General features: G+C 68.4%; 21 protein-coding genes and 2 riboswitches. Of the genes, 6 read left to right on the top strand and 15 right to left on the bottom strand.

Going from position 1 to position 25,856, the window contains the following annotated elements; translation table 11 throughout:
- Positions 1-63 precede the first annotated feature (63 nt).
- Positions 64-939: a phospholipase gene (locus tag M3195_RS06720; RefSeq protein WP_251585851.1), complete on the bottom strand. Its 876-nt coding sequence runs from the start codon at positions 937-939 to the stop codon at positions 64-66.
- 162 nt (positions 940-1,101) lie between these two features.
- Positions 1,102-3,015: a translational GTPase TypA gene (gene typA, locus M3195_RS06725; protein ID WP_251585853.1), complete on the bottom strand. Its 1,914-nt coding sequence runs from the start codon at positions 3,013-3,015 to the stop codon at positions 1,102-1,104.
- A 121-nt stretch (positions 3,016-3,136) separates the two neighbouring features.
- Between typA and M3195_RS06730 the strand changes: the two genes are divergently transcribed.
- Positions 3,137-4,228, top strand: a complete 1,092-nt coding sequence (locus M3195_RS06730; RefSeq protein WP_251585855.1) for a variant leucine-rich repeat-containing protein — start codon at positions 3,137-3,139, stop codon at positions 4,226-4,228.
- Positions 4,229-4,259: 31 nt separating this feature from the next.
- Positions 4,260-5,045: a CPBP family intramembrane glutamic endopeptidase gene (locus tag M3195_RS06735; RefSeq protein ID WP_251585856.1), complete on the top strand. Its 786-nt coding sequence runs from the start codon at positions 4,260-4,262 to the stop codon at positions 5,043-5,045.
- A gap of 21 nt (positions 5,046-5,066) precedes the next feature.
- Here the strand turns inward: M3195_RS06735 and M3195_RS06740 are convergent, their stop codons facing one another.
- From M3195_RS06740 to M3195_RS06800, 13 genes are all read right to left on the bottom strand, one after another.
- Positions 5,067-5,630: a PH domain-containing protein gene (locus M3195_RS06740; protein ID WP_251585858.1), complete on the bottom strand. Its 564-nt coding sequence runs from the start codon at positions 5,628-5,630 to the stop codon at positions 5,067-5,069.
- A gap of 2 nt (positions 5,631-5,632) precedes the next feature.
- A complete protein-coding gene (locus M3195_RS06745; RefSeq protein ID WP_251585860.1) occupies positions 5,633-7,306 on the bottom strand; it encodes a dipeptide ABC transporter ATP-binding protein in 1,674 nt (557 codons plus the stop codon).
- A complete protein-coding gene (locus tag M3195_RS06750; RefSeq protein WP_251585862.1) occupies positions 7,303-8,247 on the bottom strand; it encodes an ABC transporter permease in 945 nt (314 codons plus the stop codon). Before M3195_RS06750 ends, M3195_RS06745 begins: the two co-directional genes overlap by 4 nt.
- Positions 8,240-9,166: an ABC transporter permease gene (locus M3195_RS06755; RefSeq protein WP_251585864.1), complete on the bottom strand. Its 927-nt coding sequence runs from the start codon at positions 9,164-9,166 to the stop codon at positions 8,240-8,242. The genes M3195_RS06750 and M3195_RS06755 overlap by 8 nt, the downstream gene beginning before the upstream one ends.
- 100 nt (positions 9,167-9,266) lie before the next feature.
- Positions 9,267-10,901, bottom strand: coding sequence for a peptide ABC transporter substrate-binding protein (locus M3195_RS06760; RefSeq protein WP_251585866.1), 1,635 nt, complete (start codon positions 10,899-10,901; stop codon positions 9,267-9,269).
- Positions 10,902-11,160: 259 nt separating this feature from the next.
- Positions 11,161-13,983 carry an aminomethyl-transferring glycine dehydrogenase gene (gene gcvP / locus M3195_RS06765; protein ID WP_251586439.1) on the bottom strand — a complete coding sequence of 941 codons (2,823 nt, stop codon included), beginning with the start codon at positions 13,981-13,983 and terminating at the stop codon, positions 11,161-11,163.
- A 61-nt stretch (positions 13,984-14,044) separates the two neighbouring features.
- Positions 14,045-14,422: a glycine cleavage system protein GcvH gene (gcvH, locus tag M3195_RS06770; protein ID WP_251585868.1), complete on the bottom strand. Its 378-nt coding sequence runs from the start codon at positions 14,420-14,422 to the stop codon at positions 14,045-14,047.
- A complete protein-coding gene (gcvT, locus tag M3195_RS06775) occupies positions 14,419-15,525 on the bottom strand; it encodes a glycine cleavage system aminomethyltransferase GcvT (protein WP_251585870.1) in 1,107 nt (368 codons plus the stop codon). Before gcvT ends, gcvH begins: the two co-directional genes overlap by 4 nt.
- Positions 15,526-15,579: 54 nt before the next feature.
- Positions 15,580-15,672, bottom strand: a riboswitch (glycine riboswitch).
- Between the two features lies 1 nt (position 15,673).
- Positions 15,674-15,768: riboswitch (glycine riboswitch) on the bottom strand.
- 58 nt (positions 15,769-15,826) lie between these two features.
- Complete coding sequence (locus tag M3195_RS06780; protein ID WP_251585872.1) at positions 15,827-16,663, bottom strand: ABC transporter ATP-binding protein; 837 nt, start codon at positions 16,661-16,663, stop codon at positions 15,827-15,829.
- Complete coding sequence (locus M3195_RS06785; protein ID WP_251585874.1) at positions 16,660-17,523, bottom strand: ABC transporter ATP-binding protein; 864 nt, start codon at positions 17,521-17,523, stop codon at positions 16,660-16,662. The genes M3195_RS06780 and M3195_RS06785 overlap by 4 nt, the downstream gene beginning before the upstream one ends.
- On the bottom strand, positions 17,520-18,503 hold the full coding sequence (locus M3195_RS06790; RefSeq protein ID WP_251585876.1) for an ABC transporter permease: 984 nt from the start codon (positions 18,501-18,503) through the stop codon (positions 17,520-17,522). The genes M3195_RS06785 and M3195_RS06790 overlap by 4 nt, the downstream gene beginning before the upstream one ends.
- Positions 18,496-19,491, bottom strand: coding sequence for an ABC transporter permease (locus M3195_RS06795; RefSeq protein ID WP_251585878.1), 996 nt, complete (start codon positions 19,489-19,491; stop codon positions 18,496-18,498). The genes M3195_RS06790 and M3195_RS06795 overlap by 8 nt, the downstream gene beginning before the upstream one ends.
- A gap of 40 nt (positions 19,492-19,531) precedes the next feature.
- Complete coding sequence (locus tag M3195_RS06800; RefSeq protein ID WP_251585879.1) at positions 19,532-21,223, bottom strand: ABC transporter substrate-binding protein; 1,692 nt, start codon at positions 21,221-21,223, stop codon at positions 19,532-19,534.
- 276 nt (positions 21,224-21,499) lie between these two features.
- Here M3195_RS06800 and M3195_RS06805 point away from each other — a divergent pair, with 276 nt between their 5' ends.
- From M3195_RS06805 to nadC, 4 genes are read left to right on the top strand one after another with little or no spacing between them, the layout of a single operon-like run.
- Positions 21,500-22,186: an NUDIX hydrolase gene (locus tag M3195_RS06805; protein WP_251586441.1), complete on the top strand. Its 687-nt coding sequence runs from the start codon at positions 21,500-21,502 to the stop codon at positions 22,184-22,186.
- The gene (gene nadA / locus M3195_RS06810) at positions 22,183-23,520 is read left to right on the top strand and encodes a quinolinate synthase NadA (protein WP_251585880.1); all 1,338 of its coding nucleotides are present in this window, start codon (positions 22,183-22,185) and stop codon (positions 23,518-23,520) included. Before M3195_RS06805 ends, nadA begins: the two co-directional genes overlap by 4 nt.
- Positions 23,517-25,001 carry an L-aspartate oxidase gene (gene nadB / locus M3195_RS06815; protein ID WP_251585881.1) on the top strand — a complete coding sequence of 495 codons (1,485 nt, stop codon included), beginning with the start codon at positions 23,517-23,519 and terminating at the stop codon, positions 24,999-25,001. Before nadA ends, nadB begins: the two co-directional genes overlap by 4 nt.
- Positions 25,001-25,852 (top strand): carboxylating nicotinate-nucleotide diphosphorylase, encoded by an 852-nt coding sequence (gene nadC, locus M3195_RS06820; protein WP_251585883.1) that lies wholly within the window; start codon positions 25,001-25,003, stop codon positions 25,850-25,852. The genes nadB and nadC overlap by 1 nt, the downstream gene beginning before the upstream one ends.
- The last annotated feature ends 4 nt before the right edge of the window (positions 25,853-25,856 follow it).

The following is a 25,856-nucleotide window of genomic DNA, read 5'->3' on the forward strand; positions in this document are numbered from 1 at the left end:
CGGTAGCGCGACGACGGCCCCCTGCCTAGAGGCGGAGGGCCGTCGGATGAGCGCGGGTGCAGCTCAGTACCAGTTGCTGGCTTGAGAGTGTCCCCATGCGCTGCAGGGCGTGCCGTACACCGACTCGATGTAGCCGAGACCCCAGGCGATCTGGGTGGCGGCGTTGTCCTGCCAGTCCGCGCCTGCCGAGGCCATCTTGCTACCAGGGAGCGCCTGCGGGATGCCCGTTGCGCCGCCGGACCTGTTGTAGGCCTTGTAGTTCCAGCCGGACTCCTTGGTCCAGAGCGAGTTCAGGCAGGAGAACTGGTCATCGCCCCAGCCGTACCGGCTCGCCATCATCTGCCGGGCGGTCGCCTTGGCGCCCTCCGGGGTGTTGGCCTGCGCCAGCGCGGCCGCAGCCGCAGCCGCTTGCTCCTGCTCGACCTTGCGCTGCTGCGCAGCCGCGTAGTCGTTCTGCAGTGTGGCGGTCTCGGCCGTGACGGCCTCGGTCTCGGAGGTGACGTAGGCCGTGAGGCTCGTGACCTCGCGTGATGACAGGCCGTCGCGGTCACCGAGCCGGTCGATCCAGGTGTCCAGGTCGGAGGTGTCGACTGCGGCGGGGGCGCCCGCGAGATCGAGGCCGGAGGCGGCGACCTCGGCGGTGACCGCGTCGGCGGCGGCCGCCGCGTCCTGAGCGAGCGAGATGTGTATCGCGGCGTCGTCGGCCTTCTTGGTGAGCGGCGCCGCACCGCCGGTCACGAACGAGGTGACGTCGGCGACGGCGGCGGGCGTCTCGGCGCCGGCCGCGGCGGGTGCGGAGACGATGCCGACGGTGAGGGCTGCGCCGATGACGCCCCCTGCGATGGTTCCGAAGATCCACTTCGGGCGGCGGGCGGTGACAGCGTTGCGGGCCTCCGCCACGGACGAGGCGCGCCGAAGCGCACGGGTGTTATGCAGCATGGGTTTCGACTTTCGGGTCGTCGTACGCCCCTTGGCGGAGCCCTCATCGGGAGTCGGCTCCGGGCGCAAGGTAACGATTCTGCAACATCGCACCTGAGCGCTTCATGAGAGAGGGCCCTGCCCCGTCCTCGGACGGTGCAGGGCCCTCTCGAGCGATCGGGGTCAGGCGTTGGCATCCTGACGCTTGAGGCGCGCGGCCTCGCGGGCGCGGGTGTTGGCATCCAGGTTGACCTTGCGAATGCGCACCGCCTCCGGCGTCACCTCGACGCATTCGTCGTCGCGCGCGAACTCCAGGCTCTCCTCGAGCGTCAGCACGCGAGGCGGCGTCATCGACTCGAAGTTGTCGGCCGTGGCCGACCGCATGTTCGTGAGCTTCTTCTCCTTGGTGATGTTCACGTCCATGTCGTCGGCACGCGAGTTCTCGCCGATGACCATGCCCTCGTAGACCTCCGCCGTGGGCTGCACGAAGAACGACATGCGCTCCTGCAGGGCGATGATCGCGAACGGCGTGACGACACCCGAGCGGTCGGCGACGATCGATCCGTTCTGACGGGTCGTGATCTGGCCGGCCCACGGCTCGTAGCCGTGCGAGATGGCGTTCGCGATGCCCGTGCCGCGCGTGGTGGTCAGGAACTCGCTGCGGAAGCCGATCAGACCGCGCGACGGGACGATGAACTCCATGCGCACCCAGCCGGTGCCGTGGTTCGTCATGTTCTCCATGCGGCCCTTGCGGTTGGCGAGCAGCTGGGTGATCGCTCCGAGGTGCTCCTCCGGAGTGTCGATCGTGAGGTGCTCGAAGGGCTCGTAGGTCTTGCCGTCGATCTTCTTCGTGACCACCTGGGGCTTGCCGACCGTGAGCTCGAAGCCCTCGCGGCGCATGTTCTCGACGAGGATGGCGAGCGCGAGTTCCCCGCGCCCCTGCACCTCCCAGGCGTCCGGACGGCCGATGTCGACCACCTTGAGCGAGACGTTGCCGATGAGCTCCCGGTCGAGACGGTCCTTCACCATGCGCGCGGTGAGCTTATGCCCCTTGACCTTGCCCATGAGCGGCGACGTGTTGGTGCCGATCGTCATGGAGATGGCGGGGTCGTCGACCGTGATGGCCGGCAGCGGACGCACGTCCTCGGGGTCGGCGATGGTCTCACCGATGGTGATGTTCTCGAAGCCCGCGATCGCGACGATGTCACCGGGGCCGGCAGACTCGGCGGGGTACCGCTCGAGCGCACGGGTCTTGAGCAGCTCCGTGACGCGGGCGTTGCTCGTGGTGCCGTCCGAGCGCACCCAGGCGACCGTCTGGCCCTTCTTGAGCGTGCCGTTGAAGATGCGCAGCAGCGCGAGGCGACCGAGGAACGGGCTGGAGTCGAGGTTCGTCACCCAGGCCTGCAGAGGCGCCTCGTCGTCGTAGGACGGAGCCGGGACGTGCTCGAGGATCGCGCCGAAGAGCGGTTCGAGGTCGTCGTTGTCGGGCAGCGAGCCGTCGGCGGGACGGTTCAGCGATGCGGCGCCCGCGCGTCCGGAGGCGTAGACGACCGGCACGTCGAGCAGGGCGTCGACGTCGAGGTCGGGCACGTCGTCGACGAGGTCGGAGGCGAGGCCGAGCAGAAGATCGTGCGCCTCCTCCTCGACCTCGGCGATGCGGGCGTCGGGACGGTCGGTCTTGTTGACCAGCAGGATGACGGGCAGCTTGGCCTCGAGCGCCTTGCGCAGCACGAACCGGGTCTGCGGGAGCGGACCCTCGCTGGCGTCGACGAGCAGCACCACGCCGTCGACCATCGACAGTCCACGCTCGACCTCACCGCCGAAGTCGGCGTGGCCGGGGGTGTCGATCACGTTGATCGTGATCTCCTGCCCGTCGGCGTGGGCGCCCCTGTAGGTGATCGCCGTGTTCTTGGCGAGGATCGTGATGCCCTTCTCACGCTCCAGGTCGTTGGAGTCCATGGCGCGCTCGTCGACGTGGGCGTGTTCGCCGAACGAGCCCGTCTGGCGGAGCATCGCGTCGACGAGGGTGGTCTTCCCGTGGTCGACGTGCGCGACGATTGCGACGTTGCGGAGGTCAGAGCGGAGGGCGTGCGCCATGCAGGAGTCCTAAAGAGTGTGGGTTTTCGCCGGGAAGCCGACGTTCCAGGTTACCGTATGCGCACGGACCGGTACCTGAGCACGGCGCGGAGGCGCGCGGACCGTCGACTAGATTGGCGGGATGGGGGAACAGCTGCGAGACGCCGACCTCGACGCCGCTCGGAATCCGCACACCCCGCCGGCTCAGCTCGCCGACATCGCGGCCCGGCGCCGCGACCTGCACCCCCTGCTCCTGGGGCATCCCGCCTGCTATCCGCAGTTGCGGGAGTGGATGCTCCAGGTCAACCCCGCTGCCGCCGCGAACTACCCGATCGCGGGCGGAGGGTACGCGGCAACCGGCAGCGCGCCGCTTCGTCCAGCGCGGCGGAGTCGGATCGGCTGCCTTCTCATCGGTTGCGGCGGCATGGTCCTCGTCGCGCTCGTCATCGTCGTCTTCGTGGTCGGCGCCGCACTCTTCTCGGGCGGAGGATCCGATTCGACACCCGACTCCGGGGCGCCCGCGCCCGGTGATCCCGCAGCCGCCTTCGAGGCGGAGCGTGCGAGGTTCTACGAGCTCGCGGCTCAGCTCGAGGGCAACCCGGTCGCCCCCCTCGTGACGCGGACCGCGGAGTTCGAGCGGCTGGAGAAGAGCATGGCCGCGCCGGGCATCACAGCGGCCTACGCCGCGCAGCTGGCGCAGAGCGCGGAGACCTCCCGCAAGGAGCTCGAGCAGCGGATCGCGGACGCGACCGCCCGGCGCACGAACGCCTCGGGATCCGTCACCGAGGGAATCGTGGACGAGGCGGGAGCGGGGTTCATCGATATCGCCTGGGATGCCGCGACGGCGTGCGCCCCCTCACGGAACGCGGATGAGGGTCGCTTCACGGCCGGCTGCGTCTCCGAGGACCCGCTCGCCGTGCACCTCGCCCCGGAGGATCAGCTGCCGGGGGACATGGGGATGCGCGTGGTCGTCCTGCATGAGCTCACGCACCTCTACCAGCGTGCGGACTCCGATACCCACCCCGACGGACCCAGCGCCGCCGTCGAGCTGGTCGAGCAGGGGTACTTCCAGGGAAGCTCGGAGTCGATGGCGGACTGCTACGCCCTGACCTACCTGGACCAGTGGACGCTGACCTTCGAGGGCCGCACGATGGGCTACGGCTACGTCTGCGGCGAGGAGGAGCGGGGCCTCATCCGCCAGTGGGCCGCCGAGGTGAGCGCTCCGCTGCCGTGACGCTGCGGGCACGGGGACGTACGATCAGGACGTGACAGCCGTCGACCTCTCCCCCGCCCCCTCGCGCTCCCGTCTGTGGTGGGAGATCGCGATCGTCCTGGCGCTCGGACTCGGCCAGTCGGCCGTCTACGCGATCGTGCAGCTGGCGTACCGACTGACGGACACGACGCCGCTCGCCGACCAGACGGCGACACTGAACCCCTCGCGCAGCGACCGCGAGGTCTTCGATCTCGTCTATCAGATCCTTTCGATCGGATTCTCGGTCGTTCCCGTGCTGCTCGCCTGCTTCCTGCTCTGGGAGTCGCGCCGCCCGCACCTCGCACTTCTCGGCTTGGACGGCCGGAAAGTCGGATCGGATGCCGGGCGCGGCATCCTGCTGGTCCTGGCGATCGGCATCCCCGGCCTGGCGCTCTACCTCGTGGGGCGCGCCCTCGGTCTGTTCGTCGCGGTGAACCCGGCAGGGCTCGACGCGCACTGGTGGACGGTTCCCGTGCTGCTGCTGGCCGCGGCCCGCGCCTCCATTCAGGAGGAGTTCGTGGTTCTCGGGTACCTGTTCGCCCGGCTGAGGCAGCTGGGCTGGGGTCCATGGCCCATCATCCTCGCGACGTCGGTGCTGCGGGCGAGCTATCACCTCTACCAGGGCCCCGGAGCGTTCATCGGGAACCTCGCGATGGGACTGCTGTTCGGATGGCTGTTCCAGCGCAGCGGAAGGCTCATGCCGTTCCTGGTCGCGCATTTCCTCATCGACGCGACGGTGTTCGTCGGCTATCCCTGGGCCGCGGCCACGTGGCCGGAGCTCTTCGGACTCCCCGGCTGACGACGAGGAGCGGCGCCGCCGTCAGTTTGCGGTGATCGCGATCGAGGCGATCGCCCATGCCACGATCACGCCGAGCGCGAGGAGCGCACGTCCATCCCATCCGCGGCGGATCGGTGCATCCGTCGGTCCGGAGGCCGTCTGCCAGCGATCGCGGATCTCTGTGAGATCGCGTAGCCCTGCTGGCGCCTTCGCCTCCGAATCATCGTCGGCGGGGCGCCGCGTCGGCCGCGCCCTGGCCGGTCCGCCGTAGCAGGTGACGTCGGTGCCGTCGTCGAGCGAGAACACGAGCTGCCAGCGCAGGTCGATGTCGCGGACGCGGTTCCAGCCGAACGACGTGCGACGGAGCATGTTCTGCACCACCGCCCCGCTCTCGTTGACGCGCACGGTGGAGACGAACGCGACCTCGTAGACGACCCAGAGGCCCAGCAGCACCCAGGGCGCGAGCAAGAGCATCTGCCCCCACCCAGCGCGGACGACGGCGTCGCCGAGGAGAAAGAGCGCGAGCAGCGAGCACAGCACGAACGTCACCGGCCCGGAGGCCGCGCGGAACGTCCGCGCGGCCTCCTGCCGTGGGTCAGCAGACACGCTCAGTGTCCGCCGAGGGTGATCGACGCGCCCGGGATCGCCTGCAGCAGACGCTCCGTGTACTCCTGCTGCGGTTTGGCGAAGATCTCGTCGACCGTGCCCTGCTCGACGATCTTTCCCTTCTCCATCACGCACACGAGGTCGCTGGACACACGCACGACGGCGAGGTCGTGCGTGATGAACAGGTAGGTCAGACCCAACTCGGACTGCAGGTCGGCGAGAAGCTGCAGCACCTGGTCCTGCACGAGCACGTCGAGTGCGGACACGGCCTCGTCGAGCACGATGATGTCGGGCTTGAGCGCGAGGGCGCGCGCGATCGCCACGCGCTGGCGCTGGCCACCTGACAGCTCGTTCGGATACCGCGTCGCCAGTGCACGAGGAAGCGCGACCTGGTCGAGCAGCTCCTCCACACGCTCTCGGCGCGACGCTCGATCGCCGACGCCGTGGATCTGCAGCGGTTCCGCGATCGTGTTGCCGATGTTGCGCAACGGGTCGAGCGAGCCGTACGGGTCCTGGAAGACGGGCTGCATCCGTCGGCGCAGACCGAAGGCCTGCGCGTTCGAGAGGTTCGACACGTCCTGCCCGTCGATCTCGATCGTACCGGCGGTCGGATCCTCGAGCTTGAGGACCATCTTCGCCACCGTGGACTTGCCCGAGCCCGACTCGCCGACGAGGGCGAGCGTCTTGCCGCGTGGGATCTCGAAGGACACGTCGTCCACGGCGCGGAAGTCCTCGCTGCGGAACCCGCCCTGCCGGATCTTGTAGTCCTTCGTGAGGCCGGCCACGCGCACAGTCGGCGGGATGTCGGCGAGGTCGTCGAGCGTCTCGATGCCCCGATCCTCCACGACGGCCTGGATGCGCTGCGACGCCACGCTCGGCGCCGCGGCCACGAGCCGCTTCGTGTAGGGATGCTGCGGGTTCTCGAGGATCTCGCGACTGGGGCCGGCTTCGACGATGTTGCCGCCGTTCATCACGATGATCTTGTCCGCGCGCTCGGCCGCGAGACCGAGGTCGTGGGTGATCAGGAGCACCGAGGTGCCCTTGTCGCGCGTGAGCGACGCCATGTGATCCAGGATGACCCGTTGCACGGTCACGTCGAGAGCCGAGGTCGGCTCGTCGGCGATGAGGAGCTTCGGGTCGGCCGCGAGGCCGATGCCGATCAGCGCGCGCTGTCGCATGCCCCCGGAGAACTGATGCGGGAACTGATGCAGACGGCGCTCCGCGTCGGAGAGACCGGCCTGCTTCAGGACTTCGATCGCCCTCGCCTTGACCTCCTGGCGCCCCTGCGCGATGCCGTTGGCGCGGATCGCCTCCTTGACCTGGAAGCCGATGCTCCACACGGGGTTGAGGTTCGACATCGGGTCCTGTGGCACGAAGCCGATGTCCCGTCCGCGGACGGCCTCGATCTCGCGTCGTCCGAGCGTCGTGAGCTCACGCCCGTCGAGCGTGATCGAGCCGCCGGTCACCGTGCCGGTGCCGGGGAGCAGATTCACGATGGCGGTCGCCGTCGTGGACTTGCCTGAGCCGGACTCTCCCACGATCGCCACGGTCTCCCCCGGCATGACGTCGAAGCTCACGCCGTGCAGGACCTCGCGCAGCCCGTCCTGGGTACGGAAGGCGACCTTCAGATCGCGGATACTGAGCAGGGGGATCTGGTCGACTGCGCGTTCGCTCATCGGCGTGCCCTCGCCTTCGGGTCGAGGGCGTCTCGGATGAGCTCGCCCAGGGTCACGAACGCGAGGACCGCGAGGGTCAACGCGATCGACGGATAGATGAGCGCCATCGGAGCCACACGCAGCGAGGCCTGGGCCTTGCTGATGTCAAGACCCCACGACATGACGTCACTGCCGAGGCCCACGCCGAGGAACGACAGGGTCGCTTCCGCGACGATCGCCGCGGCGAGGCCGAGGGTGGAGACCACCAGGAGCGGCGCGATCGCGTTCGGGATGACGTGATTCAGCAGGATGCGGAACTTCGACAGCCCCAGTGCTTCGGAGGCCATGACGAAGTCCGCCTGACGGACGCGCAGGACCTCCGCGCGGACCACCCGTGCTGTCGACGCCCATGCGAACGCGCCGATGGCGAACGCAAGCGTCCACACGGATCGGGAGTCACGGAACACCGTCATGACGACCACGGCCGCCAGGATGTACGGGATCGCGAAGAAGATGTCCCCGACGCGCGAGAGCAGTCCGTCGAGCCATCCGCCGTAGAACCCGGCGAGGGCGCCCATGATGAGGCCGAGGATCGACGAGATGACAGTGGCGATCAGGCCCACCGCGAGCGAGGTCTGCGATCCCCACACGATCCGAGCGTAGATGTCGCAGCCCTGGAACGTGAATCCCAGAGGGTGACCGTCGGCCGGTCCGCCGTTGCTGTTCGAGAGCTGGCAGTCGGCGTTGGGCGGCGTAGAGGTGAACAGGGTCGGCCACAGCGCCATCACGAGGAAGAAGAGCGCGAGCACGACCGAGAACCAGAAGAGCGGACGACGCCGCAGATCGGCCCACGCATCGCGCCAGAGGTTGCTCGGTTTGTCCGCGACGCGGACGGCGTCGACGGCGATCGACTCGGTCTCGACCGGGGCGACGTAGTGATTCTGTGCAGTGGGATCAGGCATAGCGAATCCTCGGGTCGAGCAGACCGTAGAGCAGGTCGATGACAAGGTTGACCAGGACGTAGAGGATCACGAAGACCGTCACGAACGAGACGACGGTCGGCCCCTCGCCTCGCTGGATCGCCTGGAACAGCGTGTTACCCACACCGGGAACGTTGAAGATGCCCTCGGTCACGGTCGCGCCGACCAGCAGCACGCCGAAGTTCGTGGCGGAGTTCGTGATGACCGGGATGAGGGAGTTGCGCAGCACGTGCACGGGCAGCACGCGCGAGCGCGAGAGGCCCTTGCTGTAGGCGGTGCGGACCCAGTCCTGGTTGAGCGTGTCGATCACCGAGCTGCGCATCAGACGCATGCTGACGGCGTACAGGCTGAAGCCGAGCACGATCGCCGGGAGCCAGAGTCCGCCCCAGTCGTTGTCGGCGCCGACCGTCGGTTTGAACCACCCGAGTTGGATGGCCAGGAAGTACTGGGCGAGGAAGGCCACCACGAAGATCGGGATCGCGATCGCGACGAGCGCGACGACGAGCGACACGTTGTCGAAGAGCTTGCCCTTGCGCAGCGCGGAGATCGTGCCGATGATGATCGCCAGCACGAACTCGATCGCGATCGCCATGACGGCGAGCCTGCCCGTGACGGGCAGGGTCGCGGCGAGCACAGCCGACACAGGACGACCCGAGTAGGTCGTTCCGAGATCGCCCTGGAACACACCGGCGATGTAGTACCCGTATTGGACGATGAAGGGCTGATCGAGGTGGTACTGCGCGCGGAGCTGCTCGATGACGGCAGGGTTCGGCGTCTTGTCGCCGAAGAGCGCGAGGATGGGGTCGCCGGGCATGGCGAACACGAGGAAGTAGATGAGCAGGGTGGCCCCGAAGAAGACCGGGATCACCTGCAGAAGACGTCTCAGGATGTAACCGAGCATCCGCTGTCCCTTCTGGAGGGCGAGGAAAGCGAGGCGAACACAAGCCTGTGAGGCGGTGACGAAGAATCGTCACCGCCTCACAGGTGAAGTGCCGTCAGACTTACTCGCCGGCCTTCGTGATCTCGTAGTACAGCGGCACGGAGTTCCAGCCGAACGTGACGTTGTCGACGTTCTCACTGAACCCACCGGTCACGTTGGAGTACCACAGCGGGATCGCCGGGAGGTCCTGGAACAGGACCTCCTGCGCCTTGGTGAAGTCCTCGATCTGAGCGTCGGCGTCGGGGTTGCTGATGCCTGCCTCGATCAGGTCGTCGAACTCAGGGTTCGAGTAGTCACCGTCGTTGGAACCTGCGCCGGTCGCGTAGAGCGGGCCGAGGAAGTTGTACAGACCCGGGTAGTCCGCCTGCCATCCCGAACGCGCCGCCGTGGTGATGGTGCGGTCGTTGATCTTCGTACGAAGATCCTGGAAGGTCGGGTACGGGTCGCCGGACGCCTCGATGCCGAGCGTGTTCTTGATGCTGTTGCTTACAGCGTCGACCCACGCGTCGTGTCCGCCGTCGGCGTTGTACGCGATCTTGAACTCGCCGTCCCACGGTGCGATGGCGTCGGCCTGGGCCCACAGCTCCTTCGCCTTCTCGGGGTCGTACTTCAGCACCTCGTTGCCGGGGACCGAGTCCGACCAGCCGTCGATGACCGGAGACGTGAAGTCGGCGGCCGGGGTGCGGGTGCCGGAGAAGATCGTCTCGGTGATCTCCTCGCGGTTGATCGCCATCGACAGGGCCTGACGACGCAGCTGGCCCTCTTCGCCGCTGAAGTGCGGGAGGAACTGGCCGATCGTGAACGACTGGAACACGGCCGACGGCTGGTTCACGGCGCGGTCCCCGAGCTCGTCCTGGAAGACCGGGAGCGAGTTGGTCGGGATCGCGTCGATGACGTCGACCTCGTTGCCCTGCAGGTCGGCGTATGCGGCTTCCTGCGTGGCGTAGAACTTGATCGTCACGCCACCGTTCTGGGCCTTGCGGCCGCCGTCGTAGTCGTCGTTGCGCACGAGGTCGATCTGCACGTCGTGCTGCCACGCGTCTGCGCCGTCGATCATGTACGGGCCGTTGCCGATCGGGTTCTGACCGAAGGCCTCCATGTCCTCGAAAGCGACATCGGGAAGCGGGTAGAACGCCGAGTAGCCCAGACGGAGAGCGAAGTCCGACGCCGGCTTGTTCAGGGCGATCGTGAACGTGTAGTCGTCGACCTGCTTCAGTCCGGTCAGCTCGGAGTCGGTGTCGTAGCTGAAGCCCTCGATGTCCTCGAAGAAGTAGCTCGAGAGGTGAGCGTTCGACGCCTTGGCGCCCTCGTTCCACGCCTTGATGAAGTTGTCGGCGGTGACCTCTTCACCGTCGGTGAAGGTCTGCCCCTCCTTCAGCTTGACCGTGATGTTCTGGGGATCCTCAGTGGTGATCTCCTCGGCCATGTCGTTGACCGGCTTGCCGTCGGCGTCGTAATAGATGAGGCCCGCGAAGATCTCGTCGAGGATCTTGCCGCCGCCCACCTCGTTGGTGTTGGTGGGGATCAGCGGGTTCTCGGGCTCGGAGCCGTTCGTCGTGATGATGGCATCCGGGTCGACATCGCCGCCGGCGCTGCCGCCGCCGTTGTTGCCGCCGCCGCTCGCGCAGCCCGCGAGCGCCAGGGCGCCGATCGCGAACAGCGCGGTGCCCGCAAGGGCGATCTTGTTGCGCTTCACTGTGTGTCCTCCTGTGGACGGGTATTCATCAGACTGCGCGCTCATCATCGAACGCGTAGGGATAGTCGACTGTAACCCGGGGTTTGCGCAACCCCGCGCTCAGCTAATGAACTGTTACTCAGTGGTGACCATCCGTAATATTGCGGAAACACGGGGTCGACGCGAGTAGGTTTGTTGACCGCCTCGAGCGGTCGGCGACGACTGCAGACGCAGAAGGGGGGCGGATGCCGCGGCATCCGACCCCCTTCTGCACCCGTGATCAGGCGAACGCTTCGATCGGCGGGCAGGCGCAGACGAGGTTGCGGTCGCCGTAGGCCTGGTCGATGCGGCGCACCGGCGGCCAGTACTTGCCCGCGACGAGGGCGTGCACCGGATAGGCGGCGTCCTCCCGCGTGTAGGCGTGCTCCCACTCCCCCGCGATGAGCGACACCGCGGTGTGCGGAGCATTCACCAGGGGGTTGTCGCCGGCGGGCCAGCGTCCGGCGGCGACGGCATCCGCCTCCGCCTTGATCATGACCATGGCCTCCACGAAGCGCTCGATCTCGTCGATGTCCTCCGACTCGGTCGGCTCGACCATGAGCGTCCCTGCGACCGGGAACGACATCGTGGGCGCGTGGAAGCCGTAGTCGATGAGCCGCTTCGCGACGTCGTCGACCGTCACACCCGTCGCCTCCTTGAGAGGACGCAGATCGAGGATGCACTCGTGCGCCACGCGTCCGTGCTCTCCGCTGTAGAGCACCGGGTAGTGCTCGCCGAGCCTGGCCGCGATGTAGTTCGCCGAGAGGACAGCCGATGCCGTGGCGCGACGCAGTCCGTCGGCGCCCATCATGCGGACATACGCCCACGAGATCGGCAGGATGCCGGCGGAGCCGTACGGCGCGGCCGAGATCGGACCGCCGTCGAACACGAAGCCGCCCGCGTGCTCGGCGCGCTGCGCGAGGGGATGCGAGGGCAGGAAAGGCGCGAGGTGCGCTTTCGCGGCGACCGGGCCCACTCCGGGTCCGCCGCCGCCGTGCGGGATCGCGAACGTCTTGTGCAGGTTGAGGTGCGAGACGTCGCCGCCCAGGTCGCCGAAGCGCGCATAGCCGAGCAGTGCGTTGAGGTTGGCGCCGTCGACGTAGACCTGACCGCCCGCGTCGTGCACGGCGGAGGTGATCTCCACGACGTCCTGCTCGTACACGCCGTGCGTGGACGGGTAGGTGATCATCAGCGCGGCCAGCTCATCGGCGTGCTGCGCGATCTTGGCGCGCAGATCCGCGAGGTCGACGTTGCCGAGCTCGTCGGTCGCGACAACGACCACCTTCATACCGGCGAGCACCGCCGAGGCGGCGTTCGTGCCATGAGCCGACGACGGGATCAGGCAGATCGTGCGATGCGTGTCGCCGTTCGCGTGGTGGTATCCCCGGATCGCGAGGAGCCCGGCGAGCTCGCCCTGCGAGCCCGCGTTCGGCTGCAGCGAGACGGCGTCGTATCCGGTGACCTCGGCGAGCCATGACTCGAGCTGCTCGATGAGGTCGAGGTAGCCCTGCACGTCGGAAGCCGGGGCGAACGGGTGGATGCCCGCGAACTCCGGCCACGTGATCGCGGCCATCTCGGTGGCCGCGTTGAGCTTCATAGTGCAGGAGCCGAGCGGGATCATGCCCCGGTCGAGCGCGTAGTCACGGTCGGCGAGCGACTTCAGGTACCGCATCATGGCGGTCTCGCTGCGGTGAGCGTGGAAGACCGGGTGCGTCAGGTACTCGTCCTCGCGGAGCAGCGCCTCGGGGAGCGCCGAGAGCGGGCCGGTCACCCCGAACACCCGCTGCTGCGGCCCGCCGAACACGCGCGCGACCTCATGCAGGTTGGCGGTCGTCGTCGTCTCGTCGACCGAGATCCCGACCGTGTCGGCGTCCACCGCACGCAGGAGGATGCCCTTCTCGTGCGCGGCGGCGATGCGCTCGGCTGCAGCGCCGGAAACCCGCACCTGCAGGGTGTCGAAGAAGGCGTCGTGCACGACCTCCGCGCCCGCCTCGATCAGCCAGTCGCGCAGCAGAGCGGCCTTCGCGGCCGTCTCCCGGGCGATGGCGCTGAGCCCGTCCGGGCCGTGGTACACCGCGTACATGGATGCCATGACGGCGAGCAGCACCTGTGCGGTGCAGATGTTCGACGTGGCCTTCTCTCGGCGGATGTGCTGCTCGCGCGTCTGCAGCGACAGGCGATAGGCGGGCCTGCCGTCGGCGTCGACCGAGACGCCGACGAGGCGTCCGGGCAGCTGCCGCTCGAGACCGGCGCGCACGGCCATGTACCCGGCGTGCGGTCCGCCGAACCCCATCGGCACTCCGAAGCGCTGCGTCGTTCCGACCGCGACATCGGCGCCCATGCTTCCCGGCGAGGCGACGAGCGTCAAGGCGAGCAGGTCGGCCGCGACGACCGCGAGGCCTCCGGCGAGGTGCGCCGCGTCGATCACGGCGCTCGGGTCCCACACGCGTCCTGACGCGCCGGGATACTGCACGAACACGCCGAACAGTTCGGCGGGCAGCTCCTCCCCCGCGGCGAGGTCGACCGTCACGAGTTCGATGCCCACGGCCTCGGCCCGGGCGGCGAGGAGCGCCGTCGTCTGCGGGAACGCATCGGCGTCGACGGCGAACACGTTCGAGGTCGTCTTCGAGGCGCGGCGCGCGAGCAGCATCCCCTCGACGACAGCCGTCGACTCGTCGAGCATCGAGGCGTTCGCGGTGGTGAGCCCTGTCAGTTCCGAGACCATCGTCTGGAAGTTGATGAGCGCCTCGAGGCGGCCCTGCGAGATCTCCGGCTGGTACGGCGTGTAGGCGGTGTACCAGGACGGGTTCTCCAGGACGTTCCGCTGGATGACGCTCGGCGTGATCGTGCCGTAGTACCCGAGGCCGATCATCGGCCGGTTCACCGCGTTGCGGCGGGCGAGCGAACGGAGTTCGGCCAGCGCCTCCGTCTCGCTCGCAGCGGGCGGAATGACGCTGTCCTCGCGCTCGGGCGTGAAGATCGAGGCGGGCACCGCCTCGCGCATGAGGGCCTCGATCGGGCTCTGCTCGGCGGACTCGGAGGAGAGTCCGAGCGCCTCGAGCATCCGGCTCTGGGCGGACGAGGTGAGTCCGATATGACGGTCGGCGAAAGAGACCACGACGCGATCAGCCCTCCGTGTGCGCGACGTACGCGTCACGATCGAGAAGTCCGTCGAGAGCATCGTCGGCGACCTCGACCTTGATCAGCCACGCGTCCTCGAACGGCGAGGAGTTCAGCAGAGCCGGGTCGTCGACGACGGCCTGGTTCACCTCGGTCACCGTGCCTGCGACGGGCGCATACAGCTCGGAGACGGACTTGGTCGATTCGGCCTCGCCGAACACGTCGCCGCGGGAGACGGCGGTGCCGACGGCAGGCAGCTCCACGAAGACGATGTCGCCGAGGGCGTCAGCAGCGAAGTCGGTGATGCCGACGGTCGCCACGGCGCCGTCGACCGAGACCCATTCGTGCTCTTCGCTGTACTTGAGGGTGGTCAGGTCGGTCATTTCGTCCTCCGATAGAAAGGCAGAGCGGTCACGGTGGCGGGGATGCGGGTTCCTCGCACGTCTAGGAATACTGCGGATCCCTCCGCAGCGAAAGAAGGGTCGACGTACGCCATCGCGATGGGGTGGCCGAGCGTCGGGCTCAGCGCCCCGCTCGTGATCTCGCCGATCGGCGTGCCGTCCTCGGTCACCACCGCGTAGCCGGCGCGACCGGCGCGCTTGCCCTCGGCGGCGAGACCGACGAGGACGCGGGCATCGGATGCCGGGTCGACGGCATCCTTCCCGACGAAGCTCTCCTTCGCCGAGACGACGACGCGGCCGAGGCCCGCCTGGGCGGGCTTCGTGTCGAGCGTGAGCTCGTGGCCGTAGAGCGGCATGCCCGCTTCCAGACGGAGGGTGTCGCGGGCGGCGAGGCCGGCCGGGATCAACCCGTGCGGTCCACCCGCGGCGACCACGGCGTCCCACAGCGCGCCGGCGAGTGCCGCGGGGATGAGGAGCTCGAAGCCGTCCTCGCCGGTGTAGCCGGTCCGGGCGAGCAGGAGCGGCTGACCGTCGAATGTCGCGGTGGCCCACGCGTAGTAGCGCTGCTCGGCCCACGGGATGCTGACGTCGGCGATGCCCTCGGTCGCGGCGAGGATCGCCTCCGCCGTCGGGCCCTGCACCGCGATGAGAGCATGATCGTCGGAGACGTCCTCCACCTCGACCGTGAAGGCGTCGGTGCGGGCTGACAGCGCCTCACGCACGGCATCCCGGTTTCCGGCGTTCGAGATGACGAGATAGTCGTCGTCGTCCAGGCGATAGACGATCACGTCGTCGATGATGCCTCCGGTCTCGGCGAGCAGCAGCGAGTACTTCGCCTTGCCGACGGCGAGCGCGGACAGACGCCCGGCCAGGGCGTGGTCGAGGTAGGCGTCCGCCTCGTCGCCGCGCACTGTGAACTCGGCCATGTGCGAGATGTCGAAGATCCCCGCGGCCTGACGCACCGCGTGGTGCTCGGCGAGGTCGGACGTGTAGCGGACCGGCATCTGCCAGCCGCCGAAGTCGGTGAAGGACGCGCCGAGAGACTGGTGGCGTTCTCGCAGCGGTGTGTAGCGGGGGTCGGACATGGAGTTCTCCCGGGCTGGGTGGGGCGGAACGACGGCGACGTCGTTCCTCGGAACTCCCCCTCTGTCATGGGCCTGAGAGTTTCACCCCGGAGGGCTTTCACCGTCGGCGGACCCGAACAGCTCGCTCGGAATCGCTTTTCAGAGTGGCCGGGGCTCCGCGGTACGCGTACCTGAGAGATTGGCGGGGAGGCTTGCTCCTTCGGTGCCCGGCTGCGTTCGCCGGGGCTCTCCCGCGTGGCCCGTTCGGCCTGTGTTCGATTGTGGTCCCAGTGTAGCGGGTGGCCCGTCCCGGCCACTGCCCTCAGAGCCCGGCCAGCTCCGCCCTCACCTCGTCGCGCAGGCGACCCAGGTTCTCGGGCTCGGGCGCGGCGCCGAGCAGTGTCCTGGTGTACTCGTGCTGCGGGTTGAGGATCACGTCGTCCGCCGGTCCTCGCTCGACGACGTCGCCCTTGTAGAGGACCATGATCTCGTCGCTGAAATGCCGCGCGGTGGCGAGGTCGTGCGTGATGTACAGCACCCCGAGGTCGTCCTCGCGCTGCAGGTCGGCGAGCAGGTTCAGCACTCCGAGCCGGATCGACACGTCGAGCATCGACACGGGCTCATCAGCGACGATGAACCGTGCACCGGGCGCCAGGGCGCGCGCGATCGCGACGCGCTGGCGCTGCCCGCCCGATAGCTCGTGCGGACGACGCTCGGCGAAGCCCTCCGCCGGCGTGAGGCGTACGCGCTCCAGCAGCTCGAGAGCACGCTGGCGCACCTCGCTGCGGGAGAGCTGCGGGTGGTGCAGCCGGATCGGCCGCTCGAGGTGGTGGAAGATCGTGTGATACGGGTTCAAAGACGCGAACGGGTCCTGGAACACCATCTGCACCTGCGAACGGTAGCCCTCCACCGCGCGACCGCTCGTGCCGGTCTCCTTCCCGTCGAGCAGGATCTGCCCGCCCGTCGGGGTCTCGAGCTTCATCAGCATCCGAGCGATCGTCGACTTCCCCGATCCGGACTCCCCGACGAGCGCGATCGTCTTGCCCGCCTCGATCGTGAAAGAGACGTCTTTGACAGCGTGCAGTGTCGAGGTCTTGAAGCCGGATCGCAGGTGGAAGTCCTTGACGAGGTTCCTCGCCTCGAGGGTGGCGGCGCTCATCGGATCTCCTCCTGGCTGACGCGGCTGCCGGTGCGGACGAAGTCGCCCCGCTCGCCCGTCAGGCTCGGGAAGCTCGACAGCAGGCGCTTGGTGTACTCGTGCTGCGGGGTGCGGTAGATCTCTTCCGCCGTGCCCTGCTCGACGATCTCGCCCTGCAGCATCACCGCGATGCGGTCGCTGATCTCGATGAGCATCGGCAGGTCGTGGGTGATGAAGATGACCGCGAACCCGAGGCGCTCCCGCAGGCGCATGATCTCGCGGATGATGCCCCGCTGCACGACGACATCGAGGGCGGTGGTCGGTTCGTCCATGACCATGACCTGCGGATCGAGGGCGAGAGCCATCGCGATCATCATGCGCTGGCGCATGCCGCCGGACAGCTCATGCGGGAAGCTGCGGAGGCGGGAGGGGTCGACGCCGACGAGCGTGAGCAGCTCCTCCGCCCTGACCTGCTTGTCCTGCTTCGACATGCCCGGTCGGTGCGTGTCGAAGATGTCGAAGATCTGCGCCCGTACATCGATCACCGGGTTGAGGGAGTTCATCGCTCCCTGGAACACCATGGAGATCTTGTCCCAGCGGAAGGCCCGCAGCCCGTCGCCGTCGAGGGCGACCACGTCGATGTCGGTGCCGTTGCGATCGTGGAACACGATCTCGCCGCCCGTCATCAGCGCCGGCGCCTTGAGCAGTCGGTTCATGCCGTACGCGAGAGTGGTCTTGCCGCACCCGGATTCTCCGGCGAGACCGAGGATCTCCCCGCGGTGGAGGGTCAATGAGACGTTGCGAACCGCCTTGACCGGCGGGTCGACCTCGTACTCGATGGACACGTTGCGGGCCGTCAGCACGGCTTCCGGAGCGCTCACGCGGCGACTCCCTTCGTCTTGGCGGCCTTGCGGACCCGACGAGCCGCGTCCGGCGCGTTGCGCAGCTTGGGGTTGATGACCTCGTCGATCGCGAAGTTGATGAGGGCGAGACCGGCGCCGAGCACGGCGATCATGACGCCGGGTGGTACGAACCACCACCATGCGCCGCGTCCGAGCGCCTGTCCGGACTGGGCGTCGTTGAGGATGCTCCCCCACGTGATCGACGAGTTGGGGCCGAGACCGAGGTACGACAGGCCGGCCTCCCCGAGGATCGCGAAGATGATCGCGAAGAGGAACTGCGCGGTGAGCAGCGGAAGCAGGTTCGGCATGATCTCGACGAGGATGACGCGGAACGAGCGCTCCCCCGCGACCTTCGACGCGTAGACGTAGTCGCGCGTGCGCAGCGATCGGGTCTGCAGCCGCAGCACGTAGGCGGCGCCGGCCCACGACGTGATACCGAGCACGAAGGCGACGAGCTGCCAGCTGCGCTGCGGCACGAACGAGGCGATCACCATCACGAGCGGAAGCCCGGGGATGACGATCATCACGTTCGTCAGAAGTGCGAGGGCGTCTTCGCGCCAGCCGCCGAGGTAGCCGGCGAGCACGCCGAAGACCAGCGACAGGACGATCGCGATGCCGCCTGCCACGACGCCCACCAGCAGTGATCCCTGGGCACCGATCGCGAGCTGCGCGAGCATGTCGTTGCCGAGCTTGGTCGTACCGAGCCAGTGCTCCGCGGATGGCGGCTGCAGGGCGGCGTTGTCGGTGCTGCGGGGGTTCTGGGTGAAGAACGGGGCGATGATCGCGAAGAGCACGATCGACAGGACGAGCACCATGCCCACGACGAACTTCGCCGAGCGGGTCGGCAGGAGGCCGCGCCCCTTCCGCGGCTTCTGCGTCGCGAGCGTGACGGTGGTGGCCGGCTCGGAGGTCGGCTGCTCCTTGACGATCTGCATCGGGGTGAGCTTGGTGTCAGACATTCTGGCGGGCCCTCGGGTCGATGAATCCGTAGATCAGGTCCATGAAGAAGTTGGCGGCGAGCACCGTGATCGTGATGACCAGGAACAGGCCCTGCATGAGGGCGTAGTCGTTGTTCGTCACGGCCTGGAACATGAGCTTGCCGATGCCCGGATACGTGAACACCTGCTCCATGACGATGGAGCCTGCGACGACGAAGCCGAGGGTGATCGAGAACCCGGCGATCGACGGGATCGCGGCGTTGCGCGCGGCGTACGTCGTCATGATGCGACGCGGGCGCAGACCCTTGGCCTCTGCGGTGAGGACGTAGTCCTCCGACATCGTCTGCACCATCATGTTGCGCATGCCGAAGAGCCAGCCGCCGACGGAGCTGACCACGATGGTGAGCGCCGGGAGGATCGCGTGCGACAGCGCGTTCGAGAAGAAGGCCCACGTCGGCTCGGGGCCGTCGGGGAAGTCGAACACGTCGTAACCGCCGAAGATCGGGAACCATCCGAGCCCGACGGCGAAGACGGCGACGAGGATGAGCGCCATCCAGAAGTACGGGATGGACTGCAGAACGGTCGTCGCGGGGATGATGTGGTCGACCCAGGTGCCGCGCTTCCAGCCGGCCCAGGCCCCGAGCACGACGCCGAGGATGAAGGAGATCACGGTCGCGGTGCCGACGAGGATCAGCGTCCACGGCAGCGCCTGACCGATCAGCTCGGTCACCGGGGTCGGGAACTTGGTGACGGAGACGCCCAGGTCACCCTGGAACATCCGCCCCCAATAGGAGAGGTACTGCTCCCAGAGGGAGGAGTCGTCGCCGCCGAGAAGCAGCTTGATGTTGCGGATGGTGGTCTCGGAGACCTCGCCGCCCGCGCGTTGCATCTTGGCGATCATGATGTCGGCGGGATTGCCCGGCATCATGCGGGGAAGCAGGAAGTTGATGGAGATGGCGGCCCACAGCGTGAACGCGTAGAACCCTATTCGTCGTGCGTAGAACTTCATGACGGTCTTCTTCGACTCCCTGCTTCCCCGGTGACGCGGATTACTCGGCGGGCTGGAGGTGCGTCAGCACGTAGCCGGCCGCGATCGAGCCCCAGGACGGCGGGAAGGCGTAGAGGTCGTCCTCCGTGGGCCAGCCCGTGTAGTCCTTCGTGTTGTAGAAGGTCTGGGTCGCGTTGATCACCAGCGGGATGTACGGCAGGTCGCGCACGATCTCGGTCTGGATCGTCCCGTAGAGCTGCTTCTTCGTCGCCTCGTCGTTCGTGCTGATCGCGGACTGCACGGCCTGGTCGACGACCGGGTTGTTGTAGCGGCTGAAGTTCCAGCGGCCGGTGGGGACCTCTTCGCCCACGGGGCCGGTGGAGCCCACGGTCGTGCCGCCGAACCAGTCGCGGTAGATCTGGAACGGGTCGGCGACCGACGTGCCGATCATGCCGCCGACGATGAGCTGGAAGTCGCCGCTCTGACGCGAGTCGGAGAACTCCTGCCACTGCACGGTCGAGGCGTTGATCTTGATGCCGGCGGCCTCGGCCTGCTCGGCGATCAGCTTCGCGGCGTCGTTGTAGTCCGTCCAGCCGTCGACCGAGGTCAGCGTGAGCTCGACCTTCTGGCCGCCCTTCTCATAGATGCCGTCCGAGCCCTTGGTGTAGCCGGCGGCCTCGAGGATCGACCCCGCCTCGGCGGCATCCGGCTCCTGCGGGCTGACCTCGTTCGCGGAATCGGCGACCCACTTCTCGTCGCGGGGAAGCAGCGCGTACGTGGGCGAGATGTCGCCGGTCAGGCCGACGAACGCCTTGTCCTTGATGGTGCTGCGATCGATCGCGGCGTTCAGCGCCTGACGAACAGCGACGTCGGTCTGCGGGCCGGAGCAGCCGAGCTCGGCATTGGAGCAGGTGTAGAGAACTGTCGGGTCCTGCGGGGTGTTGATCCACGAGATGGCGCCGTTCGCGGTGACGTCGTCGGGGTTCGGGATGAACATGCCGGTCCAGTCGAGCTTGCCTGCGGCGAGGAGGTCCTGCGCGGTCTGGTTGTTGTCGACCGCGATGTACTGCACCTTCTTGACCCCGAGGTCGTCGGCGCCCCGGAAGTTCTCGTTCGCGACGAGGGTGTAGGACTCGCTCGTGGTCTTGTCGACGACGTAGGGACCGGAGCCGACCGGCTCCTCGTTGGCGAAGTTCGCGTAGTCGTCGACGTCCGCCCAGATGTGCTCGGGGAGGATGTACGTCGAGCCGAGGCGCTGGAACTCGGTCGTGAACTGCGCGGTCGAGTACGTGAGCACGACGGTCGTGTCGTCGGTCGCCTCGGCCGAGACGAGGCCGTTGCCCTCGGGGTTGTTGGCCTCGTAGTTGAACGAGAACGCGACATCGGCTGCGGTGAGCGGCTCGCCGTCGCTCCACTTCAGATCGGGCTTGATGGTGATCGTGATCACCGTGCCGTCCTCGTTGTACTCGTAGGTGTCGCCGATCATGCCCTCGGGCTCGGAGTCGGCGGTCTTGTTGAAGAAGAACAGCGGCTCGTAGATGGGGCCGAGCGCACCGTGGAGCACGGTGGGCGCGAAGGGGTTGTAGTTCGCCGTGATCGGGGTCTGGCTTCCGGCCCAGACGCGGAGCGCGCGGTCGCCGTCGGCGCCGCTCCCGTCGTTGCCACCCGCGCCACAGGCCGTCAGGCCCAGGGCGAGGACGGAAGCCCCCGCCACGGCGGTGAGCGCGATCTTGCGCTTTCCGGTACGGATCATTCTGTCAATTCCTCTCGGTGCTGCACTGCAGGAGGGATTCTCCGGATGGAGACGGACCCCTGGGCGGGGCTCGGGCAAACCCGGAAGGGGGTTTGTTAGGACAGTAACCTAACAAACCCGCCCACCCTCGACAAGACCTCTCGACGCTGCTGCATAACGTTTCGGACTCGACCGACGGATGCCGTCACATTGCCGCACTAAGGGTCGCGATGACACTAAGATCGATCGCGGGAGGTTAAGGTGCCAGAGACCCGAAGTGACGCGATCGACATCGCCGTGTCGACCGTGATCCTCACGCTGCGGCGTGCCGAAAGCGGCGAAGCCGTGCTCGCCCTTCCGCTCGTGCGGCGCACCCGCGCGCCCTTCGACGGCGAGTGGGCGCTGCCGGGTGGATGGCTCACCTCGACCGAGTCTCCCGTCGACGCGGCAGCGCGCACCCTGGCCGAGACCACCGGCCTCACCCCGAGCTACCTCGAGCAGCTGTACGCGTTCGGAGCCGTCGACCGCTCCCCCACCCGGGTCGTGTCGATCGTGTACTGGGCGCTGCTGCGGCAGGACGACGTCGACGCGCAGAGCGCCGCGCACCGCGCATCCGGTCTCGCGCCGGAGAACGTGCGCTGGTTCGATCTCTCCGAGCGCCCGGCACTCGCCTTCGACCACGACAAGATCGTCGCTTATGCACTGTGGCGCCTCCGCAACAAGGTCGGCTACAGCCGCGTCGCGCAGGGGTTCCTCCCCGCCGAGTTCACTCTCTCCGATCTCCGTGAGGCGTATCAGTCGATCCTCGGCCGCCAGCTGGACCCGGCGAACTTCCGCCGTCAGGTCGAGGCCACGGGGAATCTGATCCCCACCGACCGCTTCCGCACCGGGAGCCACCGGCCCGCCCGCCTGTACCGATACGACACCGATGTGGAGCTGGCCGATCGCGGCCCGCTCGGTCCCGAGGAAACGAGCATCCGATGAGCATCACCTTCGTCCCCACCCCGTCCGTGCCGACCTCGGACGCCTCCGTGGATCACGCGATCCAGGCGATCGTCGCCGGCGCCTCGACCGACACGACCTGTACGACGGATCTCGCCGCAGGGCCCTGGGACTTCGACATCCGGCCCGGCTACGGACCGGGGTCGTCGATGGGCGACGTGATCCCCACCGGCGCACCGCGGCAGGGCGAACTGCCGGCCGAGTATCGCGAGGCGACGGAGGAGGAGCTCGACCGGCGGATCCGTGCCGCGAAGGAGATGCTCGGCGATCGCGCCGTGATCCTCGGCCACTTCTATCAGCGGGAGGAGGTCGTGCGGCACGCCGACTACGTCGGCGACTCGTTCCAGCTCGCGACAGCGGCTAAGGATCGATTGGATGCCGAGGCCATCGTGTTCTGCGGAGTGCACTTCATGGCCGAGACCGCCGACCTGCTCTCCGGGCCCGATCAGGCCGTCGTGCTGCCGAACCTCGCCGCCGGCTGCTCCATGGCCGACATGGCCGACATCGATCAGGTCGAGGACTGCTGGGAGCAGCTGGCCGATGTGCTCGGCGATCTCGACGAGCAGGACGAGGACGGGCGCGTCCCGGTGATCCCCGTGACCTACATGAACTCCTCCGCGGCGATCAAGGGCTTCGTCGGACGCCACGGCGGGATCGTCTGCACCTCCTCGAACGCGCAGACGGTGCTGGAGTGGGCGTTCGAGCGCGGTCGCCGCGTGCTCTTCTTCCCCGACCAGCACCTCGGCCGCAACACGGCGAAAGCCATGGGCGTTCCGCTCTCGCAGATGCCGATGTGGAATCCGCGCAAGCCGCTCGGCGGATCCACCGAGGCGGAGCTCGCCGACTCCCGCGTCATCCTCTGGCACGGATTCTGCTCCGTGCACCGCCGATTCACCGTCGGCCAGATCGAGCAGGCGCGCCGCGAGCATCCCGACGTCCGCGTCATCGTGCACCCCGAGTGCCCGATGGAGGTCGTCGACGCCGCCGACGAGGCGGGGTCGACCGACTACATCCGCCGGGCCATCGCCGCCGCGACCGAGCCCACCACCTTCGCGATCGGCACCGAGATCAACCTGGTGCGGCGCCTCGCCGCGCAGTTCCCGCAGCACGAGATCTTCTGCCTCGACCCGGTCGTGTGCCCGTGCTCCACGATGTACCGCATCCATCCGGGCTATCTCGCATGGGTGCTCGAGGAGCTCGTCGCCGGACGCACCCCGAACCGCATCCAGGTGCCGTCCGACGTGGCCGTTCCCGCCCGCGTCGCCCTCGAGCGCATGCTCGCCGCCAAGCCACCGGTGGCGGCGAGCGCGCGATGAACGTCGTCGTCGTCGGATCCGGCATCGCCGGGCTCATCGCCGCGCTGCACGCCGCGGAGGCCGGCCACGGCGTGACGCTCCTCACGAAGGGCGCCATCGGAGACGGATGCACGGGCTACGCACAGGGCGGCGTCGCCGGCGTCTACGGAACCGACGATTCCGCGGAGCAGCACGCCGCAGACACCCTCAGCGCGGGCGCCGGACTCGCCGATGCCGAAGCCGTCGACGTGCTCGTGCAGGGCGCGGCCGCGCGGATCGCCGAGCTGATCGCCCGGGGCGTCGCCTTCGACCGGGATGCCGACGGCCGGCTGCTGCTCGGACGGGAAGCGGCGCACAGCCACGCGCGCATCGTGCACGCGGGCGGGGATGCGACGGGCGCGGCGATCTCACGGGCACTGGTGGCGGCAGCGCGCCGGGACGCGCGGGTCGCGGTCCTCGAGCATGCCATGCTGGTCGACCTCATCGTCGCGGACGGCGCGGTGCGCGGCATCCGTCTTCTCCGCGACGGCGCAGCGGCCGACCTGGAAGCCGATGCGGTGATCCTCGCGACGGGCGGCGCGGGGTGCCTCTACGCGCATACGACGAACCCCGAGGGCACGACCGGCGACGGCATCGCGGCGGCGATCCGTGCCGGTGCGGCGGTGGCCGACCTCGAGTTCGTGCAGTTCCATCCCACCGTGCTCGCGGTCGGCTCCCCGTTTCTGATCTCGGAGGCCGTGCGCGGCGAGGGGGCGACGCTCGTCGACGACACGGGCCGACGCTTCGTCTTCGACAGCCACCCCGACGGCGAGCTGGCACCCCGCGACATCGTGTCGCGGGCGATCGCGCGGCAGGCCGCCGCCCAGGGCTCGCCCGTCCATCTCGACGCGACGACGCTCGGGGCGACCAGGCTGGCCCGACGGTTCCCGACGATCGATCGGGTCACCCGCGAGCGCGGCCTGGACTGGTCGGCGCATCCAATCCCCGTCACACCCGCCGCTCACTATCTGATGGGTGGGGTGCAGACCGATCTCGACGGCCGCACCACCCTCCCGGGCCTTCTCGCGGTCGGCGAGGTCGCCCGCACCGGTGTGCACGGCGCGAACAGACTGGCCTCGAACTCACTGCTGGAGGGAGCCGTGTTCGGTGCCCGCGCGGCAGCCGCACTCACCGCCCCGTGGATCGAGCTGCGGGTCGCCGCTCCCCCGCAGCCGACGACCGCGCCCGCCACCGCCGACGCCCCTTTCGACCGCGTTGCGCTGCAACGACTGATGTGGGAGCACGTCGGACTGCTCCGTGACACCGACGGCCTCGACGTGGCTCTCGCGGCCGTGCGGGCGTGGGGCGCCGCAGCGACTCCACCCGTGACGGCTCAGGAGCATGAGGACGCGAACCTCCTGCTGCTGGCCGAGGCCACGGCATCAGCAGCCCTCGCCCGTGTCGATCCGATCGGCGCGCACTATCGCGAACCCGAACCCGCACCACTTCTGGAGACCGTCTGATGCTCACTCCCGCCGTCATCGCTCGCGTCGTCGGCGCCGCCCTCGACGAGGACGCGCCGTGGGGAGACCTCACGAGTTCCGCTCTGCTGCCGTCGGATGCGACGGCCACCGCCGATCTCGTCGCGCGGGAAACCGGCGTCTTCAGTGGCGGCGATGTCTTCAGCGCCGCCTTCAGGCTCACCGACCCGGCGCTCCGAGTCGATGTGCACGTCGGCGACGGAGACGAGTTCTTCGCCGGCGACGTGCTGGCGACCGTATCGGGGAGCGCCCGCGGCATCCTGACTGCCGAGCGGATCGCGCTGAACTTCACGCAGCGCATGAGCGGAATCGCCACGCTCACCGCTGCCTACGTCCGCGCGACCGAGGGCACCGCGGCCCGTATCGCCGACACCCGCAAGACCACGCCGGGGCTGCGGGCGTTCGAGCGGCACGCGGTCGTCTCCGGCGGCGGGCACAATCACCGTCACTCGCTCTCCGACGCGGTCATGGCGAAGGACAACCACCTCGCCGTACTGCAGCGCTCGGGACGCGACCTGGCCTCCGCCCTGCGAGACGCCCTCGCGCAGCTCCCCCACACGACCCACGTCGTCGTCGAGGTCGACCGCCTCGACCAGATCGACGCGGTCATCGCCGGTGGCGCCCACACCGTTCTGCTCGACAACTTCACACCGGACGAACTGCGCGCGGGCGTCGCCCTCATCGGCGGACGCGCGCAGGTCGAGGCGTCGGGGGGTGTGAGTCTCGACAGCGTCGCCGCCATCGCCGCCGCCGGGGTCGACGTGATCTCGGTCGGGGCGCTCACGCACTCCGCCCGCGCACTGGACCTCGGCCTGGACGTGCGGATCGACTGAGCGG

This window comes from Microbacterium hydrocarbonoxydans (assembly GCF_023715885.1).
GTDB lineage: Bacteria > Actinomycetota > Actinomycetes > Actinomycetales > Microbacteriaceae > Microbacterium > Microbacterium hydrocarbonoxydans_C.